General features: G+C 59.0%; 6 protein-coding genes. 1 reads left to right on the top strand and 5 read right to left on the bottom strand.

Translation table 11 applies throughout. From position 1 onward, the window contains the following. The first annotated feature begins 1 nt into the window (after position 1). Positions 2-3,850, top strand: a complete 3,849-nt coding sequence (locus tag J4O76_RS18140; protein WP_426283342.1) for a hypothetical protein — start codon at positions 2-4, stop codon at positions 3,848-3,850. Positions 3,851-3,912: 62 nt separating this feature from the next. Here J4O76_RS18140 and J4O76_RS18135 read toward each other — a convergent pair whose 3' ends face one another. From J4O76_RS18135 to J4O76_RS18115, 5 genes are all read right to left on the bottom strand, one after another. Beyond that, on the bottom strand, positions 3,913-5,076 hold the full coding sequence (locus J4O76_RS18135) for a DUF5623 domain-containing protein (RefSeq protein WP_426283340.1): 1,164 nt from the start codon (positions 5,074-5,076) through the stop codon (positions 3,913-3,915). A gap of 518 nt (positions 5,077-5,594) precedes the next feature. Then, positions 5,595-7,283 (bottom strand): hypothetical protein, encoded by a 1,689-nt coding sequence (locus J4O76_RS18130; RefSeq protein WP_426283338.1) that lies wholly within the window; start codon positions 7,281-7,283, stop codon positions 5,595-5,597. Beyond that, a complete protein-coding gene (locus tag J4O76_RS18125) occupies positions 7,280-8,401 on the bottom strand; it encodes a dsDNA nuclease domain-containing protein (RefSeq protein ID WP_426283336.1) in 1,122 nt (373 codons plus the stop codon). Before J4O76_RS18125 ends, J4O76_RS18130 begins: the two co-directional genes overlap by 4 nt. Positions 8,402-8,929: 528 nt before the next feature. Beyond that, positions 8,930-9,823, bottom strand: a complete 894-nt coding sequence (locus J4O76_RS18120) for a 3'-5' exonuclease (RefSeq protein WP_426283334.1) — start codon at positions 9,821-9,823, stop codon at positions 8,930-8,932. 29 nt (positions 9,824-9,852) lie between these two features. Then, positions 9,853-17,361, bottom strand: coding sequence for a CHC2 zinc finger domain-containing protein (locus J4O76_RS18115; RefSeq protein WP_426283332.1), 7,509 nt, complete (start codon positions 17,359-17,361; stop codon positions 9,853-9,855). Positions 17,362-17,501 lie beyond the last annotated feature (140 nt).

Genomic DNA, 17,501 nt, shown 5'->3' with positions numbered 1-17,501 from the left:
TTTGAGCATCGCGATCGTTGGCCCCGAGAAGTACAAGTTCCAAGATTTGGTCTGCCTCGACCTAGGGCTGTCGCTCGGCGTGTCCGGGCTGCAATCGATGGTGCCGGAGCCCTCCGGCGGAGAAGACACCGTGTTCGAATGGAGCGGAGCACGGGCGACCCGCGTGCTCGAAGTCCAGGTCAAGGGAACGCTGGAGGACTTCACGCTCGGCGGATTGGCCGAGTATCTGACACATTATCCGGACCGGAAGGCGACCGGCTCCCTGCTCGAACGACTGGCTGACGATACCGACCGCTCGGTTCTATTCGTGACGTCAGGTCGGCTTACCGATCCGTTGAGGAGATTTAGGGTCCAGCCGGGTCTCGAACAGCCCCCGAAGGGTCATACCGTTGGCCACGCAGAATTGGGCGACTTTGTTACGGAGTTGACGCTACTCGGCGCAGGAACGCCGACGTCGGCATTGGATGCGAAACGTCGCGCCGACATCGCCAAGCTTGCGGCGCTGTCGTCGACGAAGCTGCGCAGCGCGCTGTCGCGCGTCTTCGTCGTCGCCGAAGAGATTCAGGCAACCGTCGAGACGCGGCTGCACGATCGTCTGCGTGCGATGCGTTTCGACACGCTCTCGCTTCGCGGGACCATTGCCGCGCTGACCGACGTGCTCGACGCGGCGAAGAAATCGCAAGCCAACGTCCTCAAGACGCTCTGTCGTCGCCTCGACGAGCTGGCGCCCGCCGCAGTCGCACCGGCCGATTACGTTGCACTCGGTCTCGAAGCGAATCTGCTCGACAGGGTTCGAAGCGACGGTGTCTTGTTGCTCACCGGGCCGCCCCGGGCCGGAAAGAGCTGGACCCAACGCGCCTTGGGCGGGGCGCTTCAGAGCGCCGGCTACGAGGTTCGACAGGGGGCCAGCGTCGAAGAGGCCGACCGTTTCCTGACCGATGCATCGGGGGGCGAGCGGCTGTATCTGCTCGACGATCCGTTCGGGTCTCGCGAGGCGAACGAAAAGGCCTCGTCGTATTTTGCCGATCTCCGCCGGCTCGTTGAACGGCTCCGTCGAGACAGACGACTGATCGTCGCCCAGGTCGATCATGTACTCTATGAGATCTGCCGCTCGTCGGTGCTGTCGAAATGTTCGTTGGGAACGCACAGCTGGACGCCGGTGCAGCCATTGGCCGCCGACAAGGCCACCGAAATATGGACGAGCGCCGCGTCCGAGATGTCGCTTCCCGCGTGCACGATCGCCCGCGTCGAATCCTTGATCGCGAGCGACGATCGCCTTCGCAGTCCGGGTGCGCTGACCTACCTCGCCCACGCGTTACCGGACTTGCCGGATACGATCGGCGATGAAGCCATTGCAGTTTTCGCGCATAGCGATGCCTCCGATTTCGCGCGCATCCTCGTGACCAAGAATCAAGCCGTTGAACCGATGCTGGCGACGGCGGCGATCGCCACGCGGCCTGATCGAGGCGCGTCCCGAAGCGAGCTTGCCTACATTATCGACGGCAAAGAGGATTTGCCTGGCCTGCGGCCCAAATGGGGCGTGGTCAGCATGGGAGGGCCCGAACCCGAGCTTCCGAACTACGCAGCTCCACCGGCGCTGACGGCGGACCAGCAGGCAGCGCACGACCTGCTGGCTCGCCGAAGGGTCATCGAAGAGCGCGAGCACCGAACGAACTTCCTACATCCATATTTGCGAGCCGGAGCGCAAATGCTGCTGCGGCCCGACCTGCCTCGAGACAAGGAACTCACCCGCGAACGACTGCTTCGCGCGATCGGCTCGCTCTCGCCGGACGTGTCGCTCTCGGCAGCGCGCAATCTTGGTTGGATCCTCCAAACGCTCGATGCCGATGCCGAGCGGCCGATCTCGTATTCGGTGGCCGAAGACGGCTTGCGATCGATCTTTCCGGCGACGCGTGACGCATGCTTCGCCTTCCTGATGGAGCACGCCGAACGGCTCCCGGGAGAGATGCGCAAGCAGGTGCCGCACTGGGCACAGTATGGCTTGAACCATCTGGACGACATCGTCGTCGATCGCGGCGTGGCGTTTCTCTCATCGAAAGGCTGGTTGTTTCGATCGCACGACGTCGCACTGTCGGGCGTCCAACCATATCTCGATGCGATCGATCGGGGGCGGCCGCTCGGGCTCGATCTCCCGTTATCTCGACAGATTTTGACAGCGCTGCGCGATCATCCGCTGGTGATGACGCCAAAGATCGTCGAGCGTTTCCTGCTCGCCGACGAGGCACTCGTTCGCGCGGAGGCAGCGCGGATCTGGGTCAGCGTTCCTCGGGTCGACGACCGGCCGATCGTCGAGAGGCTGCGCGCGGACGGCGCCCCCGCTGTCGGCATCGCCGTGTTCGAAGCGTTGGCGGAGGTTTGGCCCGAAATCGACGACGACCGTCGCGAGGCTCTAATGGAGGCGGTCGAACATCAGGCCGCGTCCATGGCGACCGCCAGCGTTCTGTTCTCGCGCCTGACGATGTTCGACCGAGAAGAGGAATTCGGCGAAGTGCCGCCTTGGCCGCTCTTCGTCAGGTTGGTGCCGACGGTACTCGACCGGCTTCCCGCCAACGTCGCGCTCAACAATGGTCGGTTCAACAATGCCATGGACGGCGCGATCGCTGCGGGGATGACTGCAGAGCTGATCCCGGCCGTCGAAGCTTGGACGAAGCGGTGTATCCGGCGCCTACGTTACTATTTCCTGGACGACTACGAATTGGCGATGGTCGACTCGCTCGTCGCCGTCACGAAGCCCGGTCAGCGCTACGCTCTGCTCGAAGAGCTGTTCTCGATCGAAGACACTGGCGCACGGACGGTGATCGCCGCCGACATCGCGGACAATTGGAAAAAATTCGACGCCCAAGAGCGGAAACGGATCGTCAGCTGGCTTACCGAGGGCCGCCAAGACCAGCGTTGGCTTTCCGCGATCATGCTGACCCGACGTAAGCTCGATCCAACGATCATGGAGGCGATCACTGGTCGCGACGACATCTCCGGTCTCAATTCTCTCGAGCTTGAAAATCTGCTGGGAGCCGATCTGTTCGAGGCGTGCGTCCGGACTTTCGTCGGCCGACCTCAGCCGTTGTGGTGGTACGGTAAGCATCACGGCAACGAGGCGTTTTGGGAACCGATCATTCGATCGTTGGCTACGATTCCAAAGCATCCGTTGTTCGATGCCGCATTGTCGAATGTCATCTCGTTCAACGACGAAGACACGATCGAAAAAATCGTAAACAAGATCCCCGTCGACGGGCTCACTCGAGCCTTCGATGTCATGCTCGTGAACAAGATCAAGACGACGGGTGAATGGCATTGCGCAGCTTGGGTGGCGTTGCTCGAACGCGGCGAGATGGCTGAACAGCTCGACGGATGGCTTAAAACGATCGGCGATAAGTTGGACGCGATTCTAGAAAGCTTGTCAGACGTCCAACGGTGGTTGGCGACGAGCCGGTTCGCGGAGCGCGTGTTCGAAATGCTTCAGACCGACCTTCGTGCTTTGATGCTCGTGACCGATGTCGCGAACGCCCTGGACGATATCAGGTCGCAGGAAACCGACGGAGATGAAGGCGCGTCGGATCCGGTCAAGAGGGCGTTCCTGTTCGATGCCGTCGTGACCACCGCGATCGCGGCGTCACCACGCCTGATGAAAAGTTGGTCGAGGATCGGCGAGATCGGTAAGCAGGTTGGCGCAAGCGAAGCCGTCCTCGCGGAAGTGGAGAAGGGGCGCTTGTCCGCAATCGATCGCCACCATGGTCTTCGAACAACTTACAGCGAGTCTTGCGACGACGTAAAACTCGAGGATTGGGTCGACACGGCCAAGCAAGCCCGCGACGCGGAAGTTGACGCGTGACGACGCGACGCGGAGCATTCCGGTCCGACGGCAGCGCACCGCTGGCCCGCTGCCGCTCGAACTCAACCCTGGGCCTGTTTCATCCGGCCGACGAGCTTCACCGACATGTCGATGCGGTTGATCTCCTTTCGAAGCGGCGCGCAATCCGGATAGACTGCCTGCAGCTTCTCCTTGAGACTGCCGAGGATAGCGACCAAGCCTTCGCGCGACGCAGCCTGTGCGCGAAATGGACTTTCGCCCTCGTGCTCGCGATAGTAGACATCGAAGAACTCCGGTCCTTCCAACTGCCCATGACCGATTTCTTTCGCCATCCAATCTTCAAGGTTTGACCGCACGCGGTTCAGTCGCTGATAGACCGAATAGGGCCGTTCTTGCGACGAGAGGACCCCTTTGATCATCATACCAAGCTCGACGTGGCCTTCGATACCCATCTCGCCCTTCGGACGCCGTCGTGACGAACCCATGTGGTAGCTGAAGGGCACGGTGTGGGCGCTATCGTTCGGGTAGATCGTTCCACGGCAGCGCGCACGGCGAATGTCCTGCGGCGTCTTCGCCATCGGGCTGACGAACGTCTCCCAAGACGATACGGATTCGCCCGCCCAATTTTCTCCCAGAAGCGGTGCTGGCATCGCGTCGATCTTCGCGACCAAGGCATCTAGATCGTAGCCCGTCGTCCCGTCCGTCGCGACGTACATGTCGCAATTATACGGGTTGTACATTCCGGGCCAGGAAGTCTTGACGAGGCGCCAGTCGTGGCGTTCCGCCCAGGCCGATCGCTCGTCGTCGTTGGGAACGCCGTTGTAAGGTTCATCGACGACGATCACTTGCCCGCCCGACGGATCGAGCCAGTCGGTCGCGTGATCCGAACCGGGTAATTTGTTGTCCAACGATCTCTTCGGATACCCCTTCCGGTGATTTCGCGACGGTTGCAGACCGGTCCGCTCCATGAACCTTAGCGTTCGCTCAGCGACCGAGAGCCGATCGCGGGCAAATTCTTGCGTGTGTAAGACGGAATCACACACGAAATGATCGTCCGCCACCATCCGGAATAGACCGAATCCACGAACGTCTTTCAAGAGCGACTTGCTGCAAGTCTTGAGGAGCGGCTGCGTCAACTCGATCCGGAGCGTCTCACGCCCGATCTGATGGCGCCTATCCTTGTCGCACCAATACATCGTGAGAAGGACGTAGGGCCGCTCGACCGCCAAGCTGCGGGCCGGCAGCACTTTCTGCGCGTTGCGGAAGTTCGAACAGTCCGCAGCGCGCGCCGCGACGTCGAGCGCGTCGGAATGTTTGATTCCTCGCTCCTTGCGAAGCTGCGCTGCGAGAGATTTGACGCCATCGAGCGTCTTGGGACGTACGTCACCGATCAACATAGCCATTCTCCTGGCCTGGATAAGCTAGCGTCACTCGCCGACCGCCTTTCCAGACCGAATGTCTGCCGAAAGGTTGATGATGGTTTTCAAGCAGTGCTGCCAGCAGCTTCGGAACGGCGAGTGCCATGCTCCTGCAAAGAGCCCGCCGAGCATAGCCCGAGGCGTTTTCGCTTTCAACAGCCAGTTAATCGGCCGCGAGTCAGTTCTAGGACGATGTCGACCACTGACCGCAAAATCAGCTCCGCAGCGCGGCGCCTTCGACAGGCCTCTTCGGCAACCAATCAAATGGAAACCGCTGGCTGGCGTTTTGGGTAGGCATAGTTGCTTCTTCACGGGCGCCGCGCGCCGCCACCCGGTGAATGGGTTCGCTACAGCAGACTGTTGAGCAGCGGTTCGAGCTCGGCGTGAACGCTGTCATATTCTTCGGACCGGAGCAGGCGCCGCTTATCGACCAATTCGATCCGCTCTCCGGCATAGGTAGCGTCGTGAAGCCTCACCGATCCCAGAACGAGCTGCATGCCCTGCGGCACGTTATCGACCGCGAACTGAATGATACGTTGGGCGTTGGCCGGGTCCTGATCCTGCTGAACCGGGCTATCGATCACCAACGGGGCGGTCAACGCAGACGAAAATTCGCGAACGGTGTGCGCGAAGGCGTAGTAATAAGCGAGCAGCGCGCGCGGCTGATCGCTGCCGGTCTCAGGCGGATTGGCGTAAAGAGATTTGAAGAAGCTGTCGGGCAATGTCGGCACTTGGAGATGAAGCGCGAAGCGGTGCAGCTTTTCGGCGAAGAAGTCCTTGATGCTCTTCTCGCGCTTGCGATCCGCGTAGCTTTTCATGACCGCGCTCGCCGCCTCCGCCTCTCCGTCGCGCTCCCCGACCGCAAGATCGATGTCGCGGCGCTCGGTAGCGAACGCTTCGTCGACCAGACGTTCGCTTTCGCTTTCCAGAATATCGCGTAAGCGCAAATCGCCCCTGGTTTCGTTGAGAATCGCCTCGATCGCGATGATGTCTTCGTCGAACGACCTGAACCGCTTCTTCTCGACCGCGATCTCCTGTTCGACCCGCTCGAGATCCTGGCGCGATTCCAGTAGAAAACTGCGGCAGATGTCGACATCCGCGATCAGCGAGAATTTATTTATGAAGTCGTTATAGTGTAGCGTCCCGCAGGTCGGGCAGGCGATTTCTGCGTCAGGCGATTTTCGCAGGAAGGCGAAATCAGCGTCGAGTTCGGCGAGCGATGCGCCAGCGATGTCGGCTTGCTCCACGAGCAACGCGCGTGTCGAATGGAGTGCCGCCAGCTTAAGCTTTACGTCGTCCTGTTTCGCCCGGAGCCCGGTGGCGCGCTGGGTGAGTTCTTCAATCCGATCGCCGAACGCTTCGGGCTTGAGATCAAAGGCTAGAACCTTGCGTCCGGCCCGAAGGCGCGTCGCCGCGCGGTCGAGCGCGTCGCGCTCCTTCGACAATTCTGCCTTGGCCCGGTCGGCGTCGATCTTGGCTGCCTGTGCCGCATAATATTCGTTGGGCCGGACGCCGGCGTGAAACAGGGCCAGGCTCGACCTGTGTTGCTCGAACTGTTGCATGCTCGCGAACGAGCTCCAGTTACGCTGCCAGCCGGCATCCTGATCGACATAGAACGGTGAGAAGAAATAGGCAGGCGGCGGGATGACGAATTCGCCTTCGCGTGATTGCATGCGCAGTTTGATGCCGAGGATCTCGGCAAGCTGCGGTGCGAGGTTGGAAGTGACGCCCGATACGCTCCAGAGTTTGGTTCCCCCGCTGTCAAACAGTGCGAAGATGCTCGACGATCGCAACAGCCGGTAGGTCACGCCATCGATGTCGAATTCGACCATCGAGGCAACCCCGAGCGACTTCCAGTCCGGATGGATCACCGCCGGATCGGCGCCAAACGTTGCGTAGATTGCCTTGATCAGCGACGATTTGCCGGTGTCATTCTGGCCGAGGACGACCGTCGTTTTCGGATCGAACGCGATCCTCCGAGCCGCTCTCTCCTTCTTGGACAGCAAATACAGGTTTTGAAATTTTAAGTTTTTCATGACGCTTGATCCGAAGGCTTCTGATCAAAGTTTTGAAATTCTCCTGCTTCTCCATATTGGACTACCTCGTAGAGGATCATGACGATCAGCCGCTCGTCGGGACACGGTGACATATGCTTGGCCGCGGCGGGCCTGATTGCCGACAAAGTGATATTCAATATGTTGGTCAGTGGCAGCCCGTCGTCCGCAATTGCGACCAGGGCGGCGCGGATCTCGCGCCGGACCGAACGAATACCCTCGTCGCCGGCATCCAGTGCTTTTGCACGATACTTCATCCATTCGCCGCGAAGCCGCATCTTCTTCATCGCGTCATACGCGAGATCCGGTGCGATCTCGCTCCAGTGGGGTATCTTTGCCTGCGCGCCCACTACGCATAGCCACTTGTCGACATCCGCCCGACAGATCGCCTTGTAGCGGATCAGATCGTCGAAGCTGGTGATCTCGCCGGTATATTTCGACCGGGTGCGGCAATCCTCGATCACCGCCCGGTACAGTCCGTCGAGGTTATACATGACCTCGCCATGCATTTTGACGACGAAATTGTTCAGCTTGCCCTTGGCGTGTGTCGAGGCATCGTGAAGGCTCAGATCGGCCTTTGCAAAGTGCATTAGGCCGGCTTGCTCTTGGGTCGCGCTTTTATGCTCGAGCTGCAGGCGCTGCAGGAATTTAGTGAACGTGTCGCTATCGCAATCCTTGAAGGCAATGTCCTGATTCGCGCCAGCGAATTCCAATGGCACGTTCGAGACGAAACTCATTGCTGCCGCGTCGTTCCCGAATGCCTGATAATTCGAGAATAGCTTGCCCATGAAGGAGAACGGCCGATCCGCTTCCGTTTGATCCTTCTTCAGCGCCGGCCGCCGGAAAAGATCGGTTAGCGTCCAGTGCCCTTTGTCGCGGGTCTTAATCTGATAGAATCGGATGCTCGCCGGCGCCTTGGCGCTGTCGAGCAGCAGGATGTCGTCGTGAAATTCGAAAGCGATGGCATAGTCTTCGCTCGTCTCATGATTGGAGAATATGAGCGCCAATCCCCACAGCGCCTGATAGTCGAAACGCTCCTGCGCAAGGCTGCCACCGATTTCCCGCTGAGGGTGCTCGACAAGCCTTTTCGCCAATGACATTGATTTCCCCCCTAAGCATCTGACTATTGAGAATAGTGGGGACAGACGCAAGCGCACGAGTCGTAAGACGGCCGCGAAATTAGGCCATTGTGCTCAAGGTTGCAACGTCAACTCAGCAACCGAGTTGGCAACTCGCCCGGGGCTTGCTCTACCTCGAGCCGGTCGCCTGAACCGTACTCCAGCATATTCGTAGGCGGCACGGCGCTCAGATTCGATCGTGCGCTAGCGCTCAATGCTACCGTTGCAGGCGCGCTGAGCATAGGACCGCTTTCGGGATCACCGCAATAATGATCGAATGGCTGAAGTTGGGGCGCCTAGCTGATGTCGCGTCCAGGATGAACGAAGGTCCGCGGACGCCACCTGAACGCCCAAAGCGGTCAGGTCGCTTTCCGCCAGTTGCCTCTTTCAGTCGAAATCGGGCAGCCAATGATCATCGTCCGCTTGGATGGATGATCTTGAGCTCAGGCGAAAGCGGTGCCCGGCAAAATCGGGGTTGGGCCGAGAACCTCGAAGATGCCACATCGACAATTACCGGCTACGGCTCGAGTACCTCTGGAATGCAGTGATTTCATGAACCGGCGGCGTCACTTTCGAGCCCAAAATTCCGCCTCTCAAAAAGGCGATCTCGGTCTCTATACGATCTGGCCCCACGTCAATGTACCACGCTCGGGGGCCGATGCATGGGTCGGTGTTCCATCTATAGCGCCGGCTCTTGAGCGCATCCTTGGCTTCGAACGGGGCGCCATCCGCAAAGATGCGCCACGTCGGCTGCCGTGCAACTTCCAGCAACCGCTCTAGCACCCTCCGACCGCTTTTTGGTAACCGCATTGTTGCCAGTGAAATCCCAGCCTGACAATCATCCACAGCTCGATGGCCATTAAAGAAATACGAGAAACGAGAAAGTAAATCGGAGAGGCGTCGACCCTCTACTCCTTCTTCCTTCCAGGGAACGTCGCACATCGTGCAGCCCCATGGCTTGGCTGCAAATAGCGGCGAAATTCGCTCCGCGAAGGGGCGATCGAAGGCTGCGTTGTGAGCAAGGATAACAGCAGCTTGATCGGCAAAAGCGTCGATCGTCGATCTATCTAGCTTATGACCTGCTACATGCTCATCGGTTAACCCGGTGATCGCGGTAATTTCTGGCGGTATCGGCTCGCTTGGCTCGTTGAACTGATGAAGAGCGGCGTGGACAGCGAAAACTCGCCCATCTGCAGTATAGTCGAAAGGCACCATGGCGAACTCGATCGGCTCGCTATTCAAGACATCCAAGCCTGTGCTCTCGATATCTAAAAATATACCGCGCCGGACCGCCGTCCCGTCATTGGTTTCAAGCTGCTGCGTTAAGTTCAGTCTGCGCAAGACGCGGTATTCCCCGGTCTCTTCGAGCGCGCGAACCATGCTCTCTGGATCGTCGATGGTCATAGTTCTCCGTCGTTCCCAGCGATGGCTACTCAGCTTGGCTCGCGGGGAGGCTCGTCCCCCATCGATTTCGGCACGGCCAGAACGGGGCGATCGCTTACCAAGGCGTCCTCGTGGCCGGCCGGCTCGTCAATTACATGTGGTTCCGGAAGCCAGCGGTCATCTACATAAATCCAGTCGGTCAACGCAGGCAATGGCGAGACCGGCGGGAATGCGTAGCGCTCGTCGGTAAAGGATTCGGTCCGCTTCTCCAGCCAGTCTGCGTCATCGGCAAACTGCTCCAAGAGGCGCAAGCCATCCCGGGTTAAATTTATTGCTGCCGTATATGCCGGCGGCTCCGCTTGATCAGCCTCTGCAACATTTCCAGCGGCGCGCCACACGCTCTCAAGTGCGAGCGCTCCAGATATCATCGGAGAGATTTCGTCAAACGTCTTGCTTGCGCCTGCAATCGTTCGCAACCGAGGGCGACGTTGCTTGCCGGGATAGCTACCAGCAGCGTCACTCTCACCCTGTTCGGTGGCGAAAATCATCGGAAGATGTGCGACCAACTGGAGTGCCCTGCTCTGATAGTGTGGCGTGGGCTTCTGATCCGCTGTCCGAAGAAGATCGAGGTCTGCGATCACAACCGCTGACTCGGCTCTGCCGAGCGGTCCGCTATGCTTCTTCCCGCCAAGTTGAAAAATGCCTGGCGCCTTGGATCCGTACGGGGTCCGTATCCCTTCCGTCACCTTCCAGCCGTCGAGGCCGATGAAGCCGCTCTGTCCGCAACCATAGGGTGGCGCAACCGCGTTACAAAATGCTGTGACCAGACCGGCGGCGAGATACTGATTCTGACCGAATATGTGATAATCCGCGGATCTAGCCGTCATCGCTGGCAGGATTATTAGAGTGCGCTGAAGCGCCTTACCTCGCACTAAAGTGTTTTCCGAATCTCCCGCCACCTGGACGGAGTTTCGATACGCGGTCCATCTGGCGAACTCGTAAACATCGCGACTTAAATAGCGGAATGGGGTCTCGCTGCCTTTGCTAAGGCCATAGCGTTGTGCCAACTCCTGATTCTCCTGGATGACCCCAATGAAGTTCGCACTGCTGGCGTGCGGGAACATCTCCGAGCAGATCAGTTCAAGTGTATATGTACCAAGCTCGAAAGGATCAGTGGTATCCTGGAGCAAAGGCCTCCAGTCTTGGTCGAGCGGCGGCCTGATTAATTCACCGACGGCTGCGGAAGGAAATCGCTTCTGCCTTACGAAATGGCTGAGTTCGATACCCTTGCCGTTCTTTCCCTCTGAAGCGCTTAGACATGTCAGCAACGCGGTATGGTAATCCCAGCGGCTCCGGCCGGTGGGCGCTGTCGGAAGCGTTGCAGTAGCGAACGGCACTTGAGCGGACGGTAGAAAGTTGAGATCGATCTGAGTGCCTGACGCGACCCGGAACGTGCCGCACCAAATAGTGATAGGCCTGCCGATCCCCCGTATCTGACGAGCAAGCCAATTAACCGTCTCCGGCCGGGCACTGTACTCCGGCAGAACAATTCCATCGACTTGGAAATCCATACATGCCGCGAGCACTTCCTTCAGGATAGCACGGCGCCTGAATTCTGTTGTCGAAAGAAACACCCCGCCCTTTTTGACGTCAGCGGCGCCCGCGACATCAAGGCCGGATTTCTTGAGAAGCCCCTCGTAAAGGCCGCCCTTCTCGCCAGGCTGATAATAGGTCTCGGTGACGTCCCACTGAACAATGGCTACGCGCCGTACTGCGACGCTCTTTTCCTTAGCGCGATTCCGCCACGAACGACGCTGAATGGCCCGCAGGTTTTCGAGGTCCGGGGACAACTTTGGACTGGGCTGTGGATGATCGTCATCTGCAGCGTCCGCGTCGGCGTTGGCGTCCGCCACCGGGGCAAATACCGGTTCGGTGAGTGGGGTAGTGCTTTGCGCGCTTTCAGATTCAGTCACTAGCAATTGGAGCTGCGAATGATCAGAGGTGAGGGACCGCCCCCCAATTTTTCCGGTTCCTTCCGGTTCGAAGACCGCTTCCGCCAATTGACGGGAAACCAAGTGCAATCCCAGCACTTGTTCGCCGAAACGCGATATTGAATATCGGAAGCGTTGTCGGCTGCCGACTGGCGACGCCTCCGTGGCCGTGCCGCGCTCTCCGCGAATGTGAGCGATGTCGATTTGCCAATCCGCTAGACTGACCGAGCTACCATCGGCGAGCCGCATTATGGGGCGATCAGCTTCAACGTCGCCCGTGCGAGGATTCGACCATGAAATCTCGTCGCTGACATTGAGGGATGCACAGTCCGTGAGTTTTCGGAGCAGACCGACAAGATTTTTGGGTTTGTTATCGTTCAGTTGGCTGAAGGCGTCCCAAGGCCAGCCATCATCTGTACCACCCGGCTCAAATGGGCTCGCGAAGAACGTGAGCAGAGCGCGTAGCGCAGCCTCCGCCTCATCCATCTTCGTGGCATCCATTGGCCAAAGACGAGGTCGTAGTCTGCTCGGTCCCCCTCTCAAGGGCGCAACCTGCATTAAGACTGCTACGACGACCACCCAGCCGGCAGGGGCGATTCTGTCACGTAAAGCGCTCAACCCGCCCCTGCGACCCAGAACGATCTGGGAGAACGACTTGATGAGCTTATTTGCTTGGCCTTCTAGACTCGGATCAAGCGCCGATGAGGCTTCGTCTACGAGAATCACATCGAGCCCAACGATGTCCATCAGCCAGGATGGTTCGAGTTCGCACTGCGCAAGTTGCTCGACAGAATCCTTCGACAACGCGCTGCTGAGTTCAAACGCAAGCGATCGCAGATCAGCCACCGACGCCAAGAGATCGAGGCCCAACGCAAGGTTCGTGAGCGCCGCAACCGCACTATCGGCTACGTCGGGAATATGATCGGCGATCTTGTCGCCCATTGCCTGCCAGGCGGCCGCGCTGCGGCGATAGGGGCGGGCAAGTCCAGACGAGCCAGACCAATGCTTTGCGGCCTCTGGTAAGCCTCGCGTCAATCTGCGCGTTGATCGGATCATCAGGGCGGCGGGCTGGCCAGGAGAACTAAGATCAGCATCGCTGTTGATCCTTTCACTCATGTACATGCCCTCAGCCACAGCAGCGACGAGATAGGCGGCGTCGACTGCCGGCGAGTTCGATGCTTCGAAATGTTCCAACAGGCTCAGGGCGCGCTCGATCCTAGTCGGGATTGGCCTTTCCGGTGTGACGTCGCCGGGGCCCCAACGGTCGGCTCCGGACAACCTCGGGAGCACCCTCGCAACGATCGCCTCACGGCGGTGCACGTCACGGTGGAGAGCTGTCGACGCATGGGCATCAAGCCCCGCCTCGTCGTCAGTCAGGAGATCTGCGCGCTCGCAAACATCCCGAGCTGCCCAGCCGTAGCGCCAATAGTTCGCGCCTTCAGCGTAGATCTTTTTCGCCTCGAGGGCCGATCCGTTGCGGACGAAAGCATGGCCATCAACGCTCTCTCGTCCCGCAACCCAGCTGACAAGGCGGATGGAGTCAAGGTCGGGGACGCCATCGGACGAATGAACAAAGAACGAGAAAGCGGTCGGTACCGGTATCGTGTCATCGGTAGCACTAAGGGAAGCTACGAAGTTCCCAAATCCCGCGCGATAGACCTTTGCTATTTTTGCAGGCGTCCACGCGATGTCCGCTAGATACAGCGGTGAGAAATCAGCCGGCAGGTCTGCAACCCTGAGCCTGATTCCATTGACCGGCTGCGCAGCCGCGTCTGCCCATGATGCGCCGACTGGCTCCCTCGCAGTTTGCTCCGCAGTGGCGAGCAACAACCTTCCGTCATCACACCATAGCATGATCCCTGAGGTTCGAAGGCCTGGCGGTGAAGGCAAAGGTCGGGCATTTGCGGTATTAGCTATGAGGTGCATCAGCCTTGGCCGTCGGGAGGCCACGCCAGCAAAGCTCTTGTACGTTATGTTGACGAGGGTCGCGGCGGCGTCGAGCTCGACCTCGCAAGCGATTGGCGGATCGACACCAATTGCAGGCGCCGGTGTCCAAACCCGCAAGATCAGATTTGTAAGGTTGATGATCGAATCCGGTTCGCCGCCGGTACCTGAGTTAGCAGGAGGTGGCTCCTCGGTCTCATCGAACTGCGCCACGCGTTGCAACGCTACGATCGTACGGTTGATCGCGGTGAAAGCGGAATCCGTCGTAGACTGGCGGGGGACGATCAGGGAAGTTCCGGCCGTCACCGACGCTGGATCGAACTTTATAAGGGAGAGCCGCAGCCCTTCAGGCAGTGACGCTCTCCCATCTTCGGTGGAGGCAGCAATATGCCCACGCAGGCTGGCAAAACTCACTGCTTCGCCGCCCGCAGCCATCTTTTGAGCCGCGAGGCAGGCGATGATGCCTATTTGGCAGCGCACATCGTATCGAGAAAGAAGCGTGCCAAGAAATTCGTCGCCGAGAAGCTTACGGGCCAGAGGAGTGAAAACGTCGCCGAGCGTTCCGCGTGACAAATCGCCGAGGTTCTTCGCTACCTGATCGCAGATGTCGTCCGCGAGCATGCCGGTCGGGATTGTTGATCGAAGTGCCCTATCAAGGCCTTCAAAGCACGCGAGGCCTACATCGAAGCCTCTCTTTTTATCCGCCAACTGTGTAAATTGAGGTTCGGCGCGGCACAGAAGGCTCCAGAACGCTTCCGCCAATGCTTGGCCGGTCCCGTCAGGCGCTTGCGACGCTGCCAAGCACCAAAGCCGGCGATAGGCCGAGGCGCGATCATTGAAACGGATATCGGGAGCACTTAATGCCAAACCGATCCGGGTCAGGCTCGTTTCGGCGTTGGACGGATTGTCCAGTTCTGGATCGAAAAGAAGGCCAAGGGCAGTTTTGCGATCGATTTCACCCGCATCTGCCAAAGGATCCATTGCGTCGGTCGTCGGCAGGTCTGCTAACGGCCCCGAAAATCCAAATCCTGCCCGATTGTCAGTCAGCCAAGCCCGTGCTTCGGCACGCGTCATTGGCGGAGGGGTGGTGTTCTTCCTGTTGAGGGCAAGACCCTTCACGCCCAACCAGGATTCAATCTTTCTGCGAAGTTGATAGGCCGTTTCCAAATCGCGACAGATCAGCACAATATCGTCAACATACCGCGCGTAAGCGGCCGCACATTTCGGCTTGGTTTGATCCTCGGCTGTTCCCGTCTCGATTTCGTTAAGCCGATCAATCTCCGCTTCCATCATGTCGTCCAAGTCGAACAACGAAATGTTTGCGAGGTAGGCGGACAGATCCGGACCTTGAGGGATTCCACGTCTCTGGTCGTGAGTCTTTTCTTCGCCGGTCTCAGGGTCGAGGTAACTGAGCCCGAAGCTGTGATTCAAAATGAAATCGGTGACTGTCTCTGCGCGCTTTGCCGTGTCCTGACCGGCGTCGGGCCGCAACATGGGAGCAAACGGGGGATCCTCGCCATCTACTGTTCTGAGCAGGTTTAAGGCGCGCTCAAGAGGGACGGCGAGTGCATTTCCGACAGCCTCTCTTTGGACGTGATCGTAGAACCCCGTGATGTCGAGCCGAAGGATCTGAAGATCTTCGTGCTGAAACTGCTTGATCCTATCGTCCAGGAAATCGACGAATGATCTCCAGCATTCGAAATAAGGGCGAAAGATACCTTCCCGTCTTGGAGGCGTGTCACCATTCACGATCGCCATATCTATCTGATAAGCGAAGCTCAGCGAGTTACGCTCGCCTGTCGCACCGGTCCGGTAAATGCCGCCCGCGGCATTTCGATCCCGAACGTACCGTACCGCCGGAATGAGACTTGCGAAGGGCTGACATTCGATACGGTCTCTCAACAGTTCCAGTAAGACATACTGTTGAAGCAGGGCATCTTGAGAGACCGGACCCGATTTTAAGCGATAGCGGCCCTCTCCCTTTGGCAGTTCTCTCGACAATAGTGGTGCAGAGGGCCCATCTGCGATCGACAGCCGGGCTCTGTGGAGATGAAACAGCGGGGAGGCAGCCACAGCCAAGCGCTCCCAAGCATCGTCGTCGAGGGGATATTCTCGTCTCGATGTCGAAGACCGTCCGAGAGTGAGCGCAGACAGCAAATCTGCCCGGTTATCGGCCGGGTCGCGGTATTTTTCGAGCGCGACGCGTACGGCGTCGGATGAAGGAATGTCACCGCCGTAGCTTCGGACTAGGGCTGCGAATTCGGCAAGCCCGTCGCCTGGTTGGCCGATATCCTGTGGCGCGAGGATACGGGACCACGAAGACTTTGGCAGTGCTAAGGCGATATGGCGCGCCTCCGCCGCAAGCTTCAGTCGGCCAGGCTTGTTCCAGTCTACAGCATGAGGATCTGCGCCAAGGCGAAATGCGCCCAGAAAGACGAGGACTGGTACTTTCGCATTAGAGAGCGCTTGATCCGCGTCACCTTTATCGCGTCCTCGCAGCCAAGAGTCGGGATCGAGCTTCCCGTTGGATTCATCGGCCGGCCAGACGACATCAACCTCGAACGGCGAGGTTTGGTCGAGCAACGTCAACAAGCTGATAGCGGCGTCGTATGCACCGCGGCGCCCTGCATCGTCGCGGTCGAAGAGGATGTGGACTGTGAGATCCCGTCCTGCTTCGCGGGCGGACTCAATCGCGACCTTTAAGTTTTCAAGCTGCCCAGGTGTAATTCTGGAACCGAGGATGCCAGCGGCTTTATGGCCCAGTGCCTCAAGGCGCAGAACATCGAATATCCCTTCGACAAGGTAAATCTCGACAGGTTCCGCGATCCGACCCTGGCGCTCTGTGCGCAGCTTAGACAGGACTCGGTCGAAGCCGTACAACGTGTTGCGGCGAGGGAAATCATACGAAAACAGATATTTTGGTTGTTCATCGGCAAGGGACCGGGCCGCGAACCCCGCGATTCCCGTCCGCGAATCGGCGATTTCGAAAACGATGCGCTTGCCGCCGAAAAAACCTTTGAGGCTCGTTCCAAACAGGTCCGGTCCGCTGGATTGCTTGTCATCACGCCGGAAGATGCCGGCTTCTACCAATTTTTCTTCGGCAGCTCGGTCCGTCCGGGCCAAATCTCCCAGGGGACGCAAGTCGATAAGCGCTGCGCCAGCGTCACGCAGGAATAGCGGATCGAAACCACGTGCCATGGCAAAAGTCGTAAACGCAGGATCGGCGCTAGCCGCCGATTTTATGCGATCTGCAAGCATTGCAGCGCCACTGCGACGATCGACCGGTGCCCTGCGTCCCGCAGGTAGCTCGATCCCCTGATCATTCGCCAACCATTGCACCGCCTCCCAGAACGTGAGGCGCTCGTAATTCTGTATCAGTGAAACAACGTCGCCGTGCGCTCCGCAGACGAAGCAGTGATAATGGCCTCGCTCACCAGCGCCCGCACCGCCTCTGTATAAATTGAGCGATGGGTCGCTGTCATCGTGGAACGGGCATATCGCGCGTACGGGCTGCCGCTGGCGCGTATCGACTTGGATCCCTAGGGACTTCGCCACCAAAGCAATATCAGCGCGCTGAACGATGCGTGCGATATCACCCCCTCCACTTATCGTACTTCGCGCCAAACGACTCCCCTAAACCCCATTGCCGCGCCACGCGGAGCTGCAAACGGGCTAACACGAAGCTCGCGTAGGGGTAAGTCCGCTATCATAACGTTCCGTGCAAAAGCGGTTAGGCGTGAGGCTTCACGGTAGACGCGACAGTT

The sequence above is a fragment of the Sphingomonas sp. NFX23 genome (assembly GCF_049887795.1).
Taxonomy (GTDB): domain Bacteria; phylum Pseudomonadota; class Alphaproteobacteria; order Sphingomonadales; family Sphingomonadaceae; genus Sphingomonas.
The sequence above is the reverse complement of the archived record's forward strand: the minus strand, read 5'-3'. Positions and strand labels throughout refer to the sequence as shown.

What these genes read in the sequence shown, in the direction of transcription:
- J4O76_RS18130 (WP_426283338.1), bottom strand. Translation starts at nt 7,283, where the DNA reads ATGAAAAACTTAAAATTTCAAAACCTGTATTTGCTGTCCAAGAAGGAG.
- J4O76_RS18125 (WP_426283336.1), bottom strand. Translation starts at nt 8,401, where the DNA reads ATGTCATTGGCGAAAAGGCTTGTCGAGCACCCTCAGCGGGAAATCGGT.
- J4O76_RS18120 (WP_426283334.1), bottom strand. Translation starts at nt 9,823, where the DNA reads ATGACCATCGACGATCCAGAGAGCATGGTTCGCGCGCTCGAAGAGACC.